Source organism: Acidocella sp. MX-AZ03 (assembly GCF_027626035.1).
GTDB classification, from domain to species: Bacteria; Pseudomonadota; Alphaproteobacteria; order Acetobacterales; family Acetobacteraceae; genus Acidocella; species Acidocella facilis.
The window spans coordinates 1,012,653-1,026,208 of record NZ_CP110774.1 but is presented as its reverse complement, the minus strand read 5'-3'; the positions used below and the strand labels follow the sequence as shown (position 1 = coordinate 1,026,208).

Here is a 13,556-nt window from a genome sequence, read left to right as displayed (position 1 = left end):
TTCAAGGCTTGAGGAGGGTTCTTGCCTTGAGCAGACGGACACTGACGGACGAACAATGGAACCGCATTGAGGGTCACTTGCCTGGCCGTGTTGGCACCCCTGGCCGAAGCGGGGTGGACAACCGACTTTTTGTTGATGCGATCTTATGGATGGCTGGCAATGCGGCGCGTTGGCGAGATTTGCCGGAGATGTTTGGCAAATGGACGGCGGTACATGCGCGGTTCCGGCGTTGGTCTCATGCGGGCGTTTGGGAAGCGCTATTCAAAACCCTGGCGGATACGCCGGATTTTGAATACGTCCTGATTGATAGCACCATCTCGAAAGTCCATGCCGATGCGGCAGGGGCAAAAGGGGGGCTGAAGCTGCCGCCATTGGGCGTTCACGCGGCGGACTGACGACCAAGCTCCATGCCGCGGTCGATGCACTTGGCTTGCCGCTGCGCATCCACCCGACGCCGGGACATCACGGCGATTGCCCACAGGCGGAAGCCCTGCTGGATGGGTTGCAGGGTGTTGGTCATGTCATCGCTGACGCTGCCTACGACGCAGATCCCCTACGCGCTTTCATTGCCAATGATCTCGGTGCAACCGCTCAGATCAAGGCTAATCCCAGCCGCGCCATAAGCCCCCCAATCGACTGGAGGCTCTACAAGGAGCGCCATCAGGTCGAGTGCTTCTTCAATAAACTCAAACGCTTCCGCAGAATCGCCCTCAGATGCGAAAAAACCATCAAAGCCTTCATGGGCTTCGTACATCTCGCTTGCGCCATGATTTGGCTACGATGAATGCAGACACGACCTAAAGCCCGTGCAGGAACCCGGCCCGCACCAGCATCTGCACCGCCGCCGCCATGATGAACAGCAGCACCACGGCGCGGAACAATTTCGGCGGCAGCGCATCGCGCAGCGGCCGCCCGGCGAGAATGCCGGCGATCACCGGCAGCGCGGCAAGGGCAGAGATCACCAGATCGCCCCGGCTGGCATGGCCGGACTGGCCGAACACCGCGATCAGCACCGCGATGGAAATCACCAGCACCAGGGCGATTTCCTTGGTGAAGCGTTTACCGGTGGCGCCGGTGGCGATCAGATAGGTCGCCAGCAGCGGCCCCGGAATCGCCGAAACCCCCTCCATCAGCCCGCTGACAAACCCGGCCAGCAGCCCGGTCAGCCCGGCGGATTTTTTCGGCAGGCTGAATTTCGGCGCGAACAGCAAGGCCAGCGCCGCGATGATCAGGATGGTCCCGGCCAGCCCGACGGCGAAATGCGCCGGAATCGCGAACAGGATTTTCACCCGAGCGCGATGCCGAGCACCGCGCCGATGACCAGCAGGGCGATCGATTTCAGCGCCGCCCCGGTTTTGCCGCCCTCCAGCGCCTGCGGGATATTGCCGAGGATGATCGGCAGCGAGAGCAGCAGCACCACCTGCTTGACGCTGAGCAGCCCGGTGAGCAGCGGAATCGCAACCAGCGGCACGCCGATGCTCACCACTCCCTTCACCAGCCCGCCGACGAACAAAGCCGCCAGCACCAGCAGCCAGCCTCGGGTGGAAAGCCCGGAGAGGGTCGGCCAGAGCAGCCCATGGGCCAGAGCAAAGTGTAAATTCAGCATCCCCGCCGGGTAGCCCGGGCGCGCCACGTTGGCAATGCCGGCCGGTTGATGCTACCCGCGCGGCTGTGAGCGGCTTCCTGAAATCCGAGCCCGTGCGGGCTTGTCTGGCCCGGCTTCTGGCCCTGTATATCCAAGCGGCGCTGCGCCTGCAGTTTGGCTGCAGGATCGAGGGCGAGGCGCATATGCGCGCCTTGACCGGCACGGCGCCGATGATCGCCGCCTTCTGGCATGAAACCCTGCCGACCATGCCGGCCCTCTGGCGCGAGGTCCGGCGTGCCGGCTTGACGCGCCCGGCCGCGGTGCTGGCCAGCCGCCATCGCGATGGCCAGCTCATCGGCAATATCATGCGCGCTCTGGGGCTGGGGCTGGTCTCCGGCTCCAGCTCCAAGGGCGGCGCGGCCAGCCTGCATCAGCTGGTGCGGCTGATCCAGTCCGGCAGCCATATCGTCATCACCCCGGACGGTCCGCGCGGCCCTGCCCGGGTGCCCGCCCCTGGCGTCGCCGCCCTGGCGGGGATGACCGGCGCGCTGATCCTGCCCTGCGGCGCGGCCACCACCCGCTTCATCACGCTGCGCAAGAGCTGGGACGGGATGCGCATCCCGCTGCCCTTCGGCCGGCTGGTGCTGGTCTGCGGCGCGCCGCTGGCGGTGCCACGCGACGCGTGGCGGGAGGCGCTGCCCGCCATCGCCGCGGCGCTGGATGATGCCCAGGCGCGGGCAAAGCCGTGATCCTGCGCCTTTATGCGGCCGCCACCGCGCTGGCGGCACCCTATCTCACCCGCATGCTGGCCAGGCGCGCGGGCAGGGCAAGGAAATCCCCGCCCGTCTGGCCGAGCGCCAGGGGATCGCCAGCCTGGCGCGTCCGGCGGGGCGGCTGGTCTGGGTGCATGCGGCGAGTGTCGGCGAGACGATGTCCGCCTTGCCGTTGCTGCGGCTGCTGGTGGCGCGCGGCCCGGTGCTGCTGACCACCGGCACCGTCACCTCGGCCAGGCTGGCGCAAGAGCGCCTGGCGCCCGGCGTGGTGCATCAATTCGTGCCGCTGGATGTGCCGGGCTGGGCGGCGCGGTTTCTGGAGCATTGGCGCCCGGATGTGGCGGTGTTTCTGGAGAGCGAGATATGGCCCAACCTGCTCACCGGCTGCGATGCGCGGGGCATCAGGCGGGTGCTGGTCAATGGCCGTATGTCGCCCGGCTCGGCCCGCAACTGGGCGCGCGTGCCGAAAACGGCGCGCCGGCTGCTCGGTGGGTTTGCCGCCATCCACGCCCAATCCGCCGGCGATGCCGCGCAGTTTCGCGGGCTGGGGCGGCCAATGTGCGCGAATGGGGCAATCTGAAATTCTTCGCCGCCCCCTTGCCAGTGGAGGATGCGGCGCTGGCCCGGCTGCAAGCGGCACTTTCCGGCCCGGTCTGGCTCGCCGCCAGCACCCATGCGGGCGAGGAGGCGCAGATTTATGCGGCGCATCAGGCGCTGCTCTCCGATTATCCCGATCTGATCACGCTGCTCGTCCCTCGCCACCCTGAGCGCGGCGGCGAGGTGGCGACCTTGTGCGGCAACGCCCCGCGCCGCTCCCTGGGCGAGATGCCGCTGGCGGGCAGGGTCTATGTCGCCGACACGCTGGGCGAGCTGGGTTTGTTCTTCCGCGCGGCGCCCTTCGCCTTCGTCGGCAATTCCTTGACGGGGTTCGGCGGCCATAACATCGTCGAACCGGCTTTGCTGGCCCGGCCGGTGATCTGCGGGCCGCATCTTGAGAATTTCATCGAGGCGGCGGCGCGCCTGCGTGGCGCCGGGGCGCTGTTGGATGTGCTTGATGTTCCAGGCCTTATCGAAGCCGTGCGCGGCTGGCTGGCGGACCCGGCGGCCGCGCATGCGGCCGGCGCGCGCGGGCAGGCGGTTTTTGCAGGCGCGGAGCGATTGCCTGAACGGCTCGTTGGCCTCATCTTGGGGCCCGAGCCATGAAAGCCCCGACATTCTGGACCAGGCGCGGCCCCACCGCGCAATTGCTGCGCCCTTTTGGGCTGGTCACCCGTCTCGCGACGGCGCGGCGGCTGCGCAAGCCGGGTCTGGAGATCGGTGTGCGGACCATCTGTGTCGGCAATGCCGGTGTCGGCGGCGCGGGCAAGACGGTGGTGGCGCTGGATATTCTCTCCCGCCTGACCGGCCATCCCTTCGCGCTGACCCGTGGCTATGGCGGCAGCCTGAGCGGGCCGTTGCTGGTGGAGCGCGGCCTGCACAGCCCGGCCGAGGTCGGCGATGAGGCGCTGCTGCTGGCCGATGTTGCCCCCACGGTGAAATCCCGCGACCGCGCCGCCGGTGCCCGGCTGGCTCTGGCCGAGGGCGCCACCGCCATCGTCATGGATGACGGGTTGCAGAACCCGGCCGTGCAGAAGGATCTCTCGCTGCTCGTGATCGATGGCGGTTATGGTTTTGGCAACGGGCTGCTGCTGCCCGCCGGGCCGCTGCGCGAACCGGTGGAGGTCGCCGCCCAGCGCTGCCACGCCGCGGTGCTGATCGGTGAGGATGAGACCGGGGCGCTGGCGCGCCTGCCGGCCTCGATGCCGGTGCTGCGCGCGCATCTGGTGCCGGACTGCGCCGAGCCGCTGGGCCGCCGCCCGGTGATCGCCTTCGCCGGCATCGGCCGGCCAGAGAAATTCTTCCGCTCCGTGCTCTCGCTGGGGCGGAGCTGGTGGCGCAGCACGCTTATCCGGACCATCACGTCTATGAGGCGCGCGATGCCTCGGCGCTGCTGGCCGAGGCCGCTTATAAGGGCGCCAAACTGGTCACCACGGCCAAGGATTTCGTCAAGCTGCCGGCCAATCTGCGCGCCGCCTGCCTGGTCGTGCAGGCGCATCTGGCCTGGGAGGATGAGATGGCGCTGGAGCTGTTGCTGAGCGCATGAGCCGCCCGCCATTGTCTTTCACCGCCCGGGCCGAGGCGCTGCTGGTGCGCGGGCTGATCGGGCTGCTGCAGGCGCTGCCGGTGACCACGGCGTCCCGGTTGGGCGGCGCGGTGACGCGGAGTATCGGCCCGCTGCTGCCGGTGACGCGCAAGGTGGGGGACGCCAATCTGCGCCTGGCGATGCCGGAACTGAACGCGGCGCAGCGCCAGGCGATATTGCGCGATGTCTGGAGCAATCTCGGCCAGAGCATCGCCGAGCTGGTGCGGTTGCGGGCGATGACCCGCCAGTCCCAAGGCAGCACCGCGCCGGGCTATACGCTGTCGGGCTGGGAGGAGCATGTGCTCCCCCACATCGTCCCCGGCAAGCCGCTGCTGTTCTTCACCGCCCATATCGGCAATTGGGAGATCATGCCGCTGATCGCCGAGCGCAGCGGGGTGGAGTTCGGCTTCATGTACCGCGCCGCCTCGAACGCGGCGGTGGATGAGATTTTGCGTGGCCTGCGCCGGGATGGCTATCGCAGCGCGGTCAAAATGTTCGCCAAGGGCGCGGCTGGCGGGCGCGCGGCGCTGGCGCATCTGCGCCAGGGCGGGGCGCTGGGGCTGCTGGTGGACCAGAAGCTGGATACCGGGCTCAGCGTGCCGTTCTTCGGTAAACCGGCGATGACGATGGACGCGCTGGCCAGTTTCGCGCTGAAATTCCAGTGCCCGGTGATCCCGATCCATGTCGAACGGCAGGGCCCGGCGCGGCTGCATGTGGTGATCGAGCCGCCTTTGGCGCTGCCGGAGAGTGGGGATCGCAAGGCGGATCTGCTGGCGCTGACCGGGACGATGAACCGGATCGTGGAGGGGTGGGTGCGGGCGCGCCCGGGGGACTGGCTGTGGCTACACCGGCGTTGGCCGAAGGGCAGCGTTTAAACCCCGCCTGTAAAATTGCAAAAGTTTTTTGGTGCCGCTTTTTTACAAAAAAGCGGCACCAAAAAACTTTTGCAAATGATTCAATCAGCCCTCCGGCGCCGGGTGCTCGTTCCATTCAATCGCCAGCTCCTCCTGCGCCGCCAGAAGCAGCAAATGCTGGTCGATGGTGCGCTTCAACGCCTCCAGCGCCTGCGCGTCACCCGCATTGACAATGATGGAGAGCTTGCGCGCATCCGCGTCCAGCGTGCAGAGGCCAGCGGAAAAGCTGACCTCCCCGGCGCTGTTGTCCGCCTCGCGCAGCGCCGGCAGCCGGGGTGCGAAATGGCTGACAAATTGCCCAAGATAGTCCCGCGCCTGCGCGGTGGGGATGATGGCCGTGGCATTCATGCGTCGCGGTCTCCTTCTCTCCTGGAGGCGGGCAGCGCGCCCGCCTTGGTCGTCAGGCGCGGGGCTTCCCCCGCGCGGGTCGTCTCGGCTCAGAGCGCCTCGATCTTGCGCACCAGATCGTCGATCATCTCGGTCACCTGGGCCAATGTCTGTGCATCGGCATCGCGGCCGCCAAAGCGCATCCGCAGCGCCGTGCGCAGATTCTCCATCGCCCGTCGCACCGGCAGCACCGAGGCATGGGACGGGCTGGCGAGGCTGATCCGCTCCAGCATCGCATCCAGCACCGGACGCGAGCGGTTGAGCATTTCGCGCCCGGCTTCGGTGATGGTGAAGAGCTTCTTCGCGCCTTCGGTTGTCGCCTCAACCTGGCCCATCTCCTCGAGCATGGTGAGGGTCGGGTAGATCACGCCGGGGCTGGGCACATAGGCGCCGCCGGTCAGCTCCTCGATCGCCTTGATCAGCTCATAGCCATGACGCGGGCTTTCATTGATCAGGTTCAGCAGCAGCAGCCGCAGATCACCATGTTCGAGCAGGCGCTTCAGCCGGCCGCCGCGATGGTGCCGCGTGTCACGCTCCTCCAGCCGCTCACGCATGTCGCGCATGAAGCGACGGCCGGGATGTTCGTGCCAATGGCCGGAAAAATGATGGGGTTTCATAAGAGGATTCATCCTTCTGATGGTTTAGATAGTTTTAGATATATCTAAACACAGTCGAATGTCAAATCTATTCGGCATAAATCATCTTCCGGGTCATCCCCCATCAACGGTGAACTCCGCCCCGGTGATGAATTCCGCATCCGGCCCCAGCAGAAACGCCGCCAGATTGGCGATATCTTCCACTTTGCCGACGCGCCCGGCCGGGTGCTGGGCGTCGTCCTCGGGGCGGATCGGGTAATGGCCGGTATCGATCCAGCCCGGCGAAATGCAGTTCACCCGAATATCGGGCCCAGGCTGACCGCCAGCGCATGGGTGAGTGCCACCAGCCCGCCTTTGGAGGCGGCGTAGGATTCCGTATCCGGTTCGGACATATGGGCGCGGGTGGAGGCGATGGTGACCACCGCGCCCTTGCTGGCGCGCAGCATCTTGGCGCCGCAACGCACCAGCAGAAAGGCGCTGGTGAGGTTGGTGGCCAGCACCGCGTTGAATTCCTCCGGCGTCAGCTCTTCCAGTGGCTTGCGGATCATGAAGCCGGCATTGCAGATGATGCCGTCCAGCCGCTCCTCCACCGCCTCGATGCCGGTGAACAGGCTGGCGACCTGCGCGGGGTCCGAGACATCGCAGATCACCGCGCGGGCGGCGCTGCTCTCGGGCTTGGCCTTGTCGGCGATGACGACACGATGCCCGTCCGCCAGCAATTTCGTCGCGATGCCGGCCCCGATGCCCTTGGCCCCGCCACTGATCAGATACACGCCCATATCTCGGTCTCCTGTCTTCGCTTTGGCCATCCTCAGCCGGAGATGTCGGGAGAAGATGACCATGTTCAAGCGAAAATAAGGCTTTCCAAAGGTAAGCTTATGTTGCGGCGCAGGGGCGTGGGTGTTGCGGCGTGGTAACGCCTTACTTCGTCTTCATGTTTTGGTGGTGGGCGGGCGTGGATGGCTTGGTTAAGCAAACCCATACGGCAGGGAAAGGATCTTCATGCGGCATATGATTTTGCTGACATTGCTGGGCCTGGGCGGCTGTGCGTTGAATGATTCGCGGGTGGCGCTGAAGGCGCAGCACCAGCTGGTCGGGCTGACGGAATTACAGCTGGAGACCTGCGCGGGGGTGCCGGATGAGAAAGCCAGTTTCGGCGGCACCGATATTCTCACCTATTACGCGACCTCGACCAGCTCGACCGGGCTGACCATTCCGCTGATTGGCGGAATCAGCAAATCCTATGGCGGCTATTGCCATACGATTTTCCGGGTGGATGACGGCAAGGTGACGTCGGTGCGGTATGTGGGCGAGAAGGATGCGGTGGCGGCGGTGGATGCGTTCTGTGCCAACACCGTGCGCGGCTGCCTGGCCTCGCCGCCGCCGGATACGCCCGCGGCACCGGCGATGGGTGCCAGCCCCGCAATCATTGAGACCCGGCCGCCGCAGCCCGCCCAGCCGGTCCAGCCGCCGGGCGTGCCGACGGCCTGAAAAAGTTGCAAAAGTTTTTGGGGTGCAGCCCTTTTTTCAAAAAGGGCTGCAAAACGTCTGGGTGTTGACGACGGCGTTGCACACGCCCGGCCTCTTCGCCGCTTTTTGAAAAAAGCGGCACCAAAAACTTTTATACTTATTCCGCCGCGTTCTGCTTTTCGACGTCGCTCTTCAACTGCCCGCACGCGGCCAGAATATCGCGCCCGCGCGGGGTGCGGATCGGCGAGGCATAGCCCGCCTGCATCACGATCGCCGCAAATTTCTTCAGCGCCTCCGGCGTCGAAGGCTGATAGGCCGAGCCCGGCCAGGGGTTGAAGGGGATCAGATTCACCTTCGCCGGCAATCCGGCGATCAGCCGCACCAGCTCATGCGCCTCCGCCTCGGAATCATTCACCCCGCGCAGCATCACATATTCAAACGTGATCCGCCGCGCGTTCGAGGCGCCGGGATAGCGATGGCACGCCTCGATCAGCTCCTTGATCGGGTATTTGCGGTTCAGCGGCACCAGCTCGTCGCGCAGATCATCGCGCACCGCATGCAGCGACACCGCCAGGTTTACCCCCAGCTCCTCGCCCGCCCGGTCCATCATCGGCACCACGCCGGAGGTGGAGAGGGTAATGCGCCGGCGCGAGAGCGCGATGCCCTCGCCATCCATGATGATCTTCATCGCCTTGGCGACGTTCTCGTAATTATAAAGCGGTTCGCCCATGCCCATCAGCACGATGGTGGAGAGCAAACGCGGGGTTTCGCCGCGCGGGCTCGGCCACTCGCCATAGGCATCGCGCGCCGCCATGAACTGGCCGACAATCTCCGCCGCCGAGAGGTTGCGCGAGAGGCGCTGGGTGCCGGTATGGCAGAAGCGGCAGGAGAGGGTGCAGCCCACCTGGGAGGAGAGGCAGACCGCGCCGCGATCTTCCTGGCGGTCCGGAATATACACCGTCTCCACCGCCTCATGGTCGCGGAAGCGGAACAGGAATTTGCGGGTCTCGTCCTTGGAGAGCTGGTCGGTCGCCACCTCCGGCCGCCCGATGACGAAGCGCTGCGCCAGCTTCTCCTGCAAGGGCTTGGCGATGTTGGACATTGCCGCGAAATCCCGCACGCCCTGGTGATAGATCCAGTGCCAGAGCTGCTTGGCGCGGAACGGCTTCTCGCCGAACGCCGCCACCTCCTCCAGCAGCTCCTCGCGCGAGAGCCCGACCAGATCCCGCCGCCCATCCGGCAGAATATGCGGCGGCGGCGAGAAATGCGCCGCCTTGGCGAGGATGCGCTCGCGCTCGGCGGCGGTGAGGTCGAGTGTCAATGACATGCGTCGGATATCGCCTTGTAGGCGGCTGAGAAGCCGGAGAGGGAGAACTGGTCGGTGACGGTGATCTTGCCCCTCGGCCCGGGGCTGGTGACGACCGCGTCATTGCCGGATTTGAACGCGGCCACGGCTTTCGCGCCATCGGCGGTAAAAGCGACGTTCTTCTGGGTGTAGAAACCGAAATCCTGGGGACCGACGCTCAGCTTCACCTTCGCGTCCTTGGGGTAATCATAGCCGGCGGTGACGGAGACCTCGTTGGCGGAGCCTTTGCGGTTGGTCACGGTCAGCATCACCTTGCCGCGTGAGGCAATGGCCGGCTTGGCGCTTTGCACAGTGGTGAAGGCGTAGCAGATCTTGGCCGCGCCAGTGCCATAGGTTGCGGCTGTCCAATCGCCATATTTGCCGCCATTGGGGCCAAGGGCGGTCGGGCCGGCGGCCAGGGCGGTGGCGGGGAGCAGGGCGAGCAGGGAGGTGGCGAGCAATCTCTTCATGGGCGAGCATTTAAAACAAACGCCGCCCACATGAAAGCCGGACCTGATTACCGTTTCCAAAGCCACGGCATAAAGTTATAAAAGTTTTGCCGATATCACCCGCCTCAGACCCAGACAATATTGTGGGGGCGGGCAATGTCAGCCTGCCCAAGGTTCAGAAACGCGGCGCCAAACAGCTTTATTCCGCTATAGTTCCCGTGAACAAAATCTGGCCATCGCGCCGCGCGATCGCCAGCACCGTCATCCCCGCCTGCTCCGCCACCCGCAGCGCCAGGCCGGTGGGCGCGGAAATCGCCACAATTGCGCGCATCCCGGCAATCACCGCCTTCTGCACCATCTCGTAAGAGCAGCGCGAGGTCAGCAGGCAGAACCCATCGGCGAAATCGACCCCGCCGCGCATCCCCGCCCCGATCAGCTTGTCCAGCGCATTATGCCGGCCGACATCCTCGCGGATCAGCCTGATCTCCCCGTCCGGCCCGCACCAGGCGGCGCCATGCACCATATGCACGTCGCGGTTCAGCGCCTGATGCGTCTCCAACGTGCCCAACGCATGGCGGATGGCGGCCAGCGATGCCGGCTTCCCGTCCGGCACGCGGGGCAAGGGCCGCAAAATCTGGCCCGCATCCTCCACCCCGCAAACCCCGCAGCCAGTGCGGCCCACCACGGTGCGCCGCGCCGCCTGCATCAGCCTATGAAACGCCTCGGCCGGGATGCGCAGATCGGCCGTGATCCCCTCCGGGCCGGCGGTCAGGGCGATGGAGCGGATCTCCTCGGCCCGCGCCACGATGCCTTCCGTCAGCGAGAAGCCGACGCAGAAATCCTCGATATCCCGGGCTGTGGCCATCATCACCGCGTGGCGCATGGTATTGTAGCTGAGGCTGATCGGCGTCTCTTCCGCCAGTTGCCGCGCCACCGCCTGCGGGGCGTCTCCGTCGGCCAGGCGCTGGGCCGGCCAACTGCACGAAACCGGGGAAGGGGAGGCGCCATGGTGGCAAATTAGGGTGTGGCGGTGAAAGCGCAAGAGGTGCCGCAAGCCGGACCGATACGCAAACATAACCGGTTCGCGCATATGAAAATCCGCCGGTCTATGCCTATATCTCAGATGACCGAGATGTAAGGAGCGTGCGATGGTCCGGTTGTCGTTGGGTAGATCCTCTCTGGGACTGATGATGGCGATGGGGCTGGGCAGCGCCGCCCTGGCGCAGAGCGCCACGACGGGTACGGCGACCATTACCCAAAATCCCAACAGCTCGGTGGTTCAGCCCGGCCTGGCGAAGCCGCCCAGCAGCGCGCCGGCGCCGAAAGCCGCGCACAAGCCCGCCGGCACCCAGCCCACCCTGCCGAATAACCCGACCCTGCCGCAAATTGCCCTGCACCCGACCGCGACGATCGGTTCGCCCGTCCCCATCGCCGGGCCGGGCGGCACCACCAAGCAACCGACAGGGGAATAAGCGCCGGCGTGCCGGGTTTCGGCCGGGTCAACCCCGGCCGGTACGCAGGCTTTGCGGCCCGTCCGCCGGTTTCACGATTTCATCGCTCCGGCAGATACATTCGACATATTTGCCGTGATGTTCGCGAAATACCCAGCCATCTTCGATATAGATACGTTCCTGCGCGTGACTGCCGGCGCCAGCAAGCTGGGTCTTCAGCGCGACAATCCGGGAAGCGGCAGAGAGTGTGTGGAGCTGTTTCATCGTTCCCACCCTTTGTTCTCGGATGAACAACCATAGGCGGAATTGGCGCCTGGCATCAAACGCAAAAACACAATCTTGCCAAATTTTATTCCCGGTAAGCGGCGGGTAAAAATTCGTCGCGCTGCGGCGAATTTTCAGATTTCTTAGAGCATCAAGCTTTTAGCTTGATGCTCTAGGTTTTGTTTTAGCGAGCAATTTCATGTGTTTGTCTTGACGCTGGCGCGTCAACCTAAACACATATTGCTCTAAATCCCGTCCGTCACTCCACCGTGACGGATTTCGCCAGGTTGCGCGGCTGGTCCACATCGGTGCCTTTCAGCACCGCGACATGATAGGCCAGCATCTGCACCGGAATCGCGTGCAGGATCGGCGCCGCGAACGGGTCGATGGGCGGGAGCAAGATCGTCTCCGCCGCGATTGGCGCCAGCTTGGAGGCGCCGGCCGCATCGGAGAACACCACGATCTGCCCGCCGCGCGCCGCTGCCTCCTGCAAATTCGAGGCGGTCTTCTCGAAGAGCGGCCCGGAGGGGCAGATGGCGATCACCGGCACGGATTTATCGATCAGCGCGATCGGCCCGTGCTTCATCTCGCCGGCGGCATAGCCCTCGGCATGGATATAGGAGATTTCCTTGAGCTTCAGCGCGCCTTCCAGGGCGATGGGGAAGCACCCGCCGCGGCCGAGATAGAGCACATCCCGCGCCTCGGCGATGCGCGCCGCCAGCTTCTGGATCGGCGCCTCATTGGCGAGGATTTCGGCGGCTTTCGCCGGCACTTCCAGCAAGGCGGCGGCCAGCCGGGCAATCTCGGCCTCGCCCCGCGTGCCCTTGGCCCGGGCCAGGGCCAGGGCGAACACCGCCAGCGTCGTCATCTGCGCGGTGAAAGCCTTGGTGCTGGCCACCCCGATCTCCGGCCCGGCGATGGTCTCCAAAATCGCGTCGCTCTCGCGCGCCATGGTGCTCTCGGGCACGTTCAGCACCGAGAGGATCTTTTGCCCCTCGGCCTTCATATAGCGCAACGCCGCCAGCGTATCGGCGGTCTCGCCGCTCTGGCTGACCAGCAGCCCCAGCCCGCCCGGCTCCATCGGCGGGGCGCGGTAGCGGAATTCGCTGGCCACATCCGCCTCCACCGGCACCCGGGCGAGGTTTTCCAGCCAGAATTTGGCGGTGAGCCCGGCATAGAAGGCAGAGCCGCAGGCGCTCATGGTGATGCGCTTGATGCCGGCGAGGTCGAAGGGCAAAGGCGGCAGGCGCGGGGCCTCGCCCTCCAGCATGCGGTGCAGCACATCGCCGATCACCACCGGATGCTCATGCAGCTCCTTTTCCATGAAGTGCCGGAAATTACCCTTGCCGATGGCCGCCCCGGTCAGCGCCGTCAGCTTCTTCTGGCGCAGCACGACATGGTTATGCTCGTCATGGAAGGTGGCGCCCTTGGCGGTCACCACCACCCAGTCGCCATCCTCCAGATAAGCGATCTCGCGGGTCAGCGGCGCCAGGGCCAGAGCGTCGGAGCCGAGATACATCTCCTCCGCCCCGAACCCCACCGCCAGCGGCGCGCCGCGCTGCGCGCCGATCACCAGATCCTGATGCCCGGCGAAAATCAGCGCCAGCGCATAGGCGCCCTCCAGCCGGGCGAAGGTCTGGGAGGCCGCCTCGATGGGGGGCAAGCCGGTCTGCAGCAGGTAATCCACCAGCTGCGCCACCACTTCGGTATCGGTCTCGGTGACGAAGCTCTGGCCCTTGCCCTCCAGCTCCGTGCGCAGCGCGGCATGGTTTTCGATGATGCCGTTATGCACCACGGCCACCCGGGCGGTGGCGTGCGGGTGCGCGTTGCCGACGGTGGGCGCGCCATGGGTGGCCCAGCGCGTATGGCCGATGCCGGTGGTGCCCGCCAGCGGTTCCGCCTCCAGCACCCCGGCCAGGTTCTTCAGCTTGCCCTCGGCCCGGCGCCGGTCGATATGGCCGTTGACCAGGGTCGCGATGCCCGCGGAATCATAACCGCGATATTCCAGGCGCTGCAGCCCGCCCAGCAGCAGGGGGGCGGCTTCGGCATGACCCACAACACCAACGATTCCGCACATGCGCCTGTAACCTCTCTGTGATCTCGCATCTGCGGTAGCCCTGGCGGGCGGTTTATGTCAAAG

At 65.7% G+C, this 13,556-nt stretch carries 16 protein-coding genes and 2 pseudogenes; 8 read left to right on the top strand and 10 right to left on the bottom strand.

The annotated features are described in order from the left end of the window. Window positions 1–26: 26 nt before the first annotated feature. A protein-coding gene (locus GT370_RS05745) for an IS5 family transposase (RefSeq protein WP_144052894.1) occupies window positions 27–784 on the top strand; the annotation gives its coding sequence in 2 pieces (ribosomal slippage) (window positions 27–345 and window positions 345–784; 759 coding nt in all). 13 nt (window positions 785–797) lie between these two features. Here GT370_RS05745 and GT370_RS05740 read toward each other — a convergent pair. Continuing rightward, window positions 798–1,289 carry a TSUP family transporter gene (locus GT370_RS05740; protein WP_270184030.1) on the bottom strand — a complete coding sequence of 164 codons (492 nt, stop codon included), beginning with the start codon at window positions 1,287–1,289 and terminating at the stop codon, window positions 798–800. After that, window positions 1,286–1,606: a hypothetical protein gene (locus tag GT370_RS05735; RefSeq protein WP_270184029.1), complete on the bottom strand. Its 321-nt coding sequence runs from the start codon at window positions 1,604–1,606 to the stop codon at window positions 1,286–1,288. Before GT370_RS05735 ends, GT370_RS05740 begins: the two co-directional genes overlap by 4 nt. A gap of 65 nt (window positions 1,607–1,671) precedes the next feature. Between GT370_RS05735 and GT370_RS05730 the strand changes: the two genes are divergently transcribed. The 5 genes and pseudogenes from GT370_RS05730 to GT370_RS05705 all read left to right on the top strand — a co-directional run bounded on the left by GT370_RS05730 (window position 1,672) and on the right by GT370_RS05705 (window position 5,415). Continuing rightward, window positions 1,672–2,334 carry a lysophospholipid acyltransferase family protein gene (locus tag GT370_RS05730; RefSeq protein WP_008492737.1) on the top strand — a complete coding sequence of 221 codons (663 nt, stop codon included), beginning with the start codon at window positions 1,672–1,674 and terminating at the stop codon, window positions 2,332–2,334. Continuing rightward, the gene (locus tag GT370_RS05725) at window positions 2,306–2,938 is read left to right on the top strand and encodes a 3-deoxy-D-manno-octulosonic acid transferase (RefSeq protein ID WP_270184028.1); all 633 of its coding nucleotides are present in this window, start codon (window positions 2,306–2,308) and stop codon (window positions 2,936–2,938) included. Before GT370_RS05730 ends, GT370_RS05725 begins: the two co-directional genes overlap by 29 nt. Beyond that, window positions 2,917–3,561: a 3-deoxy-D-manno-octulosonic acid transferase gene (locus GT370_RS05720; protein WP_270184027.1), complete on the top strand. Its 645-nt coding sequence runs from the start codon at window positions 2,917–2,919 to the stop codon at window positions 3,559–3,561. The genes GT370_RS05725 and GT370_RS05720 overlap by 22 nt, the downstream gene beginning before the upstream one ends. Beyond that, a pseudogene (gene lpxK / locus GT370_RS05715) lies at window positions 3,558–4,501 on the top strand (tetraacyldisaccharide 4'-kinase). Before GT370_RS05720 ends, lpxK begins: the two are co-directional and overlap by 4 nt. After that, window positions 4,498–5,415 (top strand): lysophospholipid acyltransferase family protein, encoded by a 918-nt coding sequence (locus GT370_RS05705; protein ID WP_039884700.1) that lies wholly within the window; start codon window positions 4,498–4,500, stop codon window positions 5,413–5,415. Before lpxK ends, GT370_RS05705 begins: the two are co-directional and overlap by 4 nt. Window positions 5,416–5,499: 84 nt before the next feature. Here GT370_RS05705 and GT370_RS05700 read toward each other — a convergent pair whose 3' ends face one another. The 3 genes and pseudogenes from GT370_RS05700 to GT370_RS05690 all read right to left on the bottom strand — a co-directional run bounded on the left by GT370_RS05700 (window position 5,500) and on the right by GT370_RS05690 (window position 7,216). Then, the gene (locus GT370_RS05700; protein WP_008492741.1) at window positions 5,500–5,802 is read right to left on the bottom strand and encodes a DUF2218 domain-containing protein; all 303 of its coding nucleotides are present in this window, start codon (window positions 5,800–5,802) and stop codon (window positions 5,500–5,502) included. Window positions 5,803–5,891: 89 nt separating this feature from the next. Continuing rightward, complete coding sequence (locus GT370_RS05695; protein ID WP_008492742.1) at window positions 5,892–6,458, bottom strand: PadR family transcriptional regulator; 567 nt, start codon at window positions 6,456–6,458, stop codon at window positions 5,892–5,894. A gap of 93 nt (window positions 6,459–6,551) precedes the next feature. Continuing rightward, window positions 6,552–7,216, bottom strand: a pseudogene (locus tag GT370_RS05690) (SDR family oxidoreductase). A gap of 223 nt (window positions 7,217–7,439) precedes the next feature. Here GT370_RS05690 and GT370_RS05685 point away from each other — a divergent pair. After that, on the top strand, window positions 7,440–7,928 hold the full coding sequence (locus GT370_RS05685) for a hypothetical protein (RefSeq protein WP_008492744.1): 489 nt from the start codon (window positions 7,440–7,442) through the stop codon (window positions 7,926–7,928). A gap of 136 nt (window positions 7,929–8,064) precedes the next feature. Here GT370_RS05685 and rlmN read toward each other — a convergent pair whose 3' ends face one another. The 3 genes from rlmN to fdhD all read right to left on the bottom strand — a co-directional run bounded on the left by rlmN (window position 8,065) and on the right by fdhD (window position 10,635). Beyond that, the gene (rlmN, locus tag GT370_RS05680; RefSeq protein ID WP_039884701.1) at window positions 8,065–9,234 is read right to left on the bottom strand and encodes a 23S rRNA (adenine(2503)-C(2))-methyltransferase RlmN; all 1,170 of its coding nucleotides are present in this window, start codon (window positions 9,232–9,234) and stop codon (window positions 8,065–8,067) included. Then, window positions 9,225–9,722: an invasion associated locus B family protein gene (locus GT370_RS05675; protein WP_039884702.1), complete on the bottom strand. Its 498-nt coding sequence runs from the start codon at window positions 9,720–9,722 to the stop codon at window positions 9,225–9,227. The genes rlmN and GT370_RS05675 overlap by 10 nt, the downstream gene beginning before the upstream one ends. Window positions 9,723–9,900: 178 nt before the next feature. Next, entirely contained in the window at window positions 9,901–10,635 is a 735-nt protein-coding gene (fdhD, locus tag GT370_RS05670; RefSeq protein ID WP_008492748.1) for a formate dehydrogenase accessory sulfurtransferase FdhD, read from the bottom strand. A 214-nt stretch (window positions 10,636–10,849) separates the two neighbouring features. Here fdhD and GT370_RS05665 point away from each other — a divergent pair, with 214 nt between their 5' ends. Then, window positions 10,850–11,173: a hypothetical protein gene (locus GT370_RS05665; RefSeq protein ID WP_144052641.1), complete on the top strand. Its 324-nt coding sequence runs from the start codon at window positions 10,850–10,852 to the stop codon at window positions 11,171–11,173. Between the two features lie 27 nt (window positions 11,174–11,200). On the opposite strand, the gene GT370_RS05660 is transcribed toward GT370_RS05665, so the two are convergent. Together GT370_RS05660 and glmS are read right to left on the bottom strand one after the other, a co-directional pair. Beyond that, window positions 11,201–11,416 (bottom strand): hypothetical protein, encoded by a 216-nt coding sequence (locus GT370_RS05660; protein WP_008492750.1) that lies wholly within the window; start codon window positions 11,414–11,416, stop codon window positions 11,201–11,203. A gap of 259 nt (window positions 11,417–11,675) precedes the next feature. Further along, window positions 11,676–13,493: a glutamine--fructose-6-phosphate transaminase (isomerizing) gene (gene glmS / locus GT370_RS05655; protein ID WP_008492751.1), complete on the bottom strand. Its 1,818-nt coding sequence runs from the start codon at window positions 13,491–13,493 to the stop codon at window positions 11,676–11,678. Window positions 13,494–13,556 lie beyond the last annotated feature (63 nt).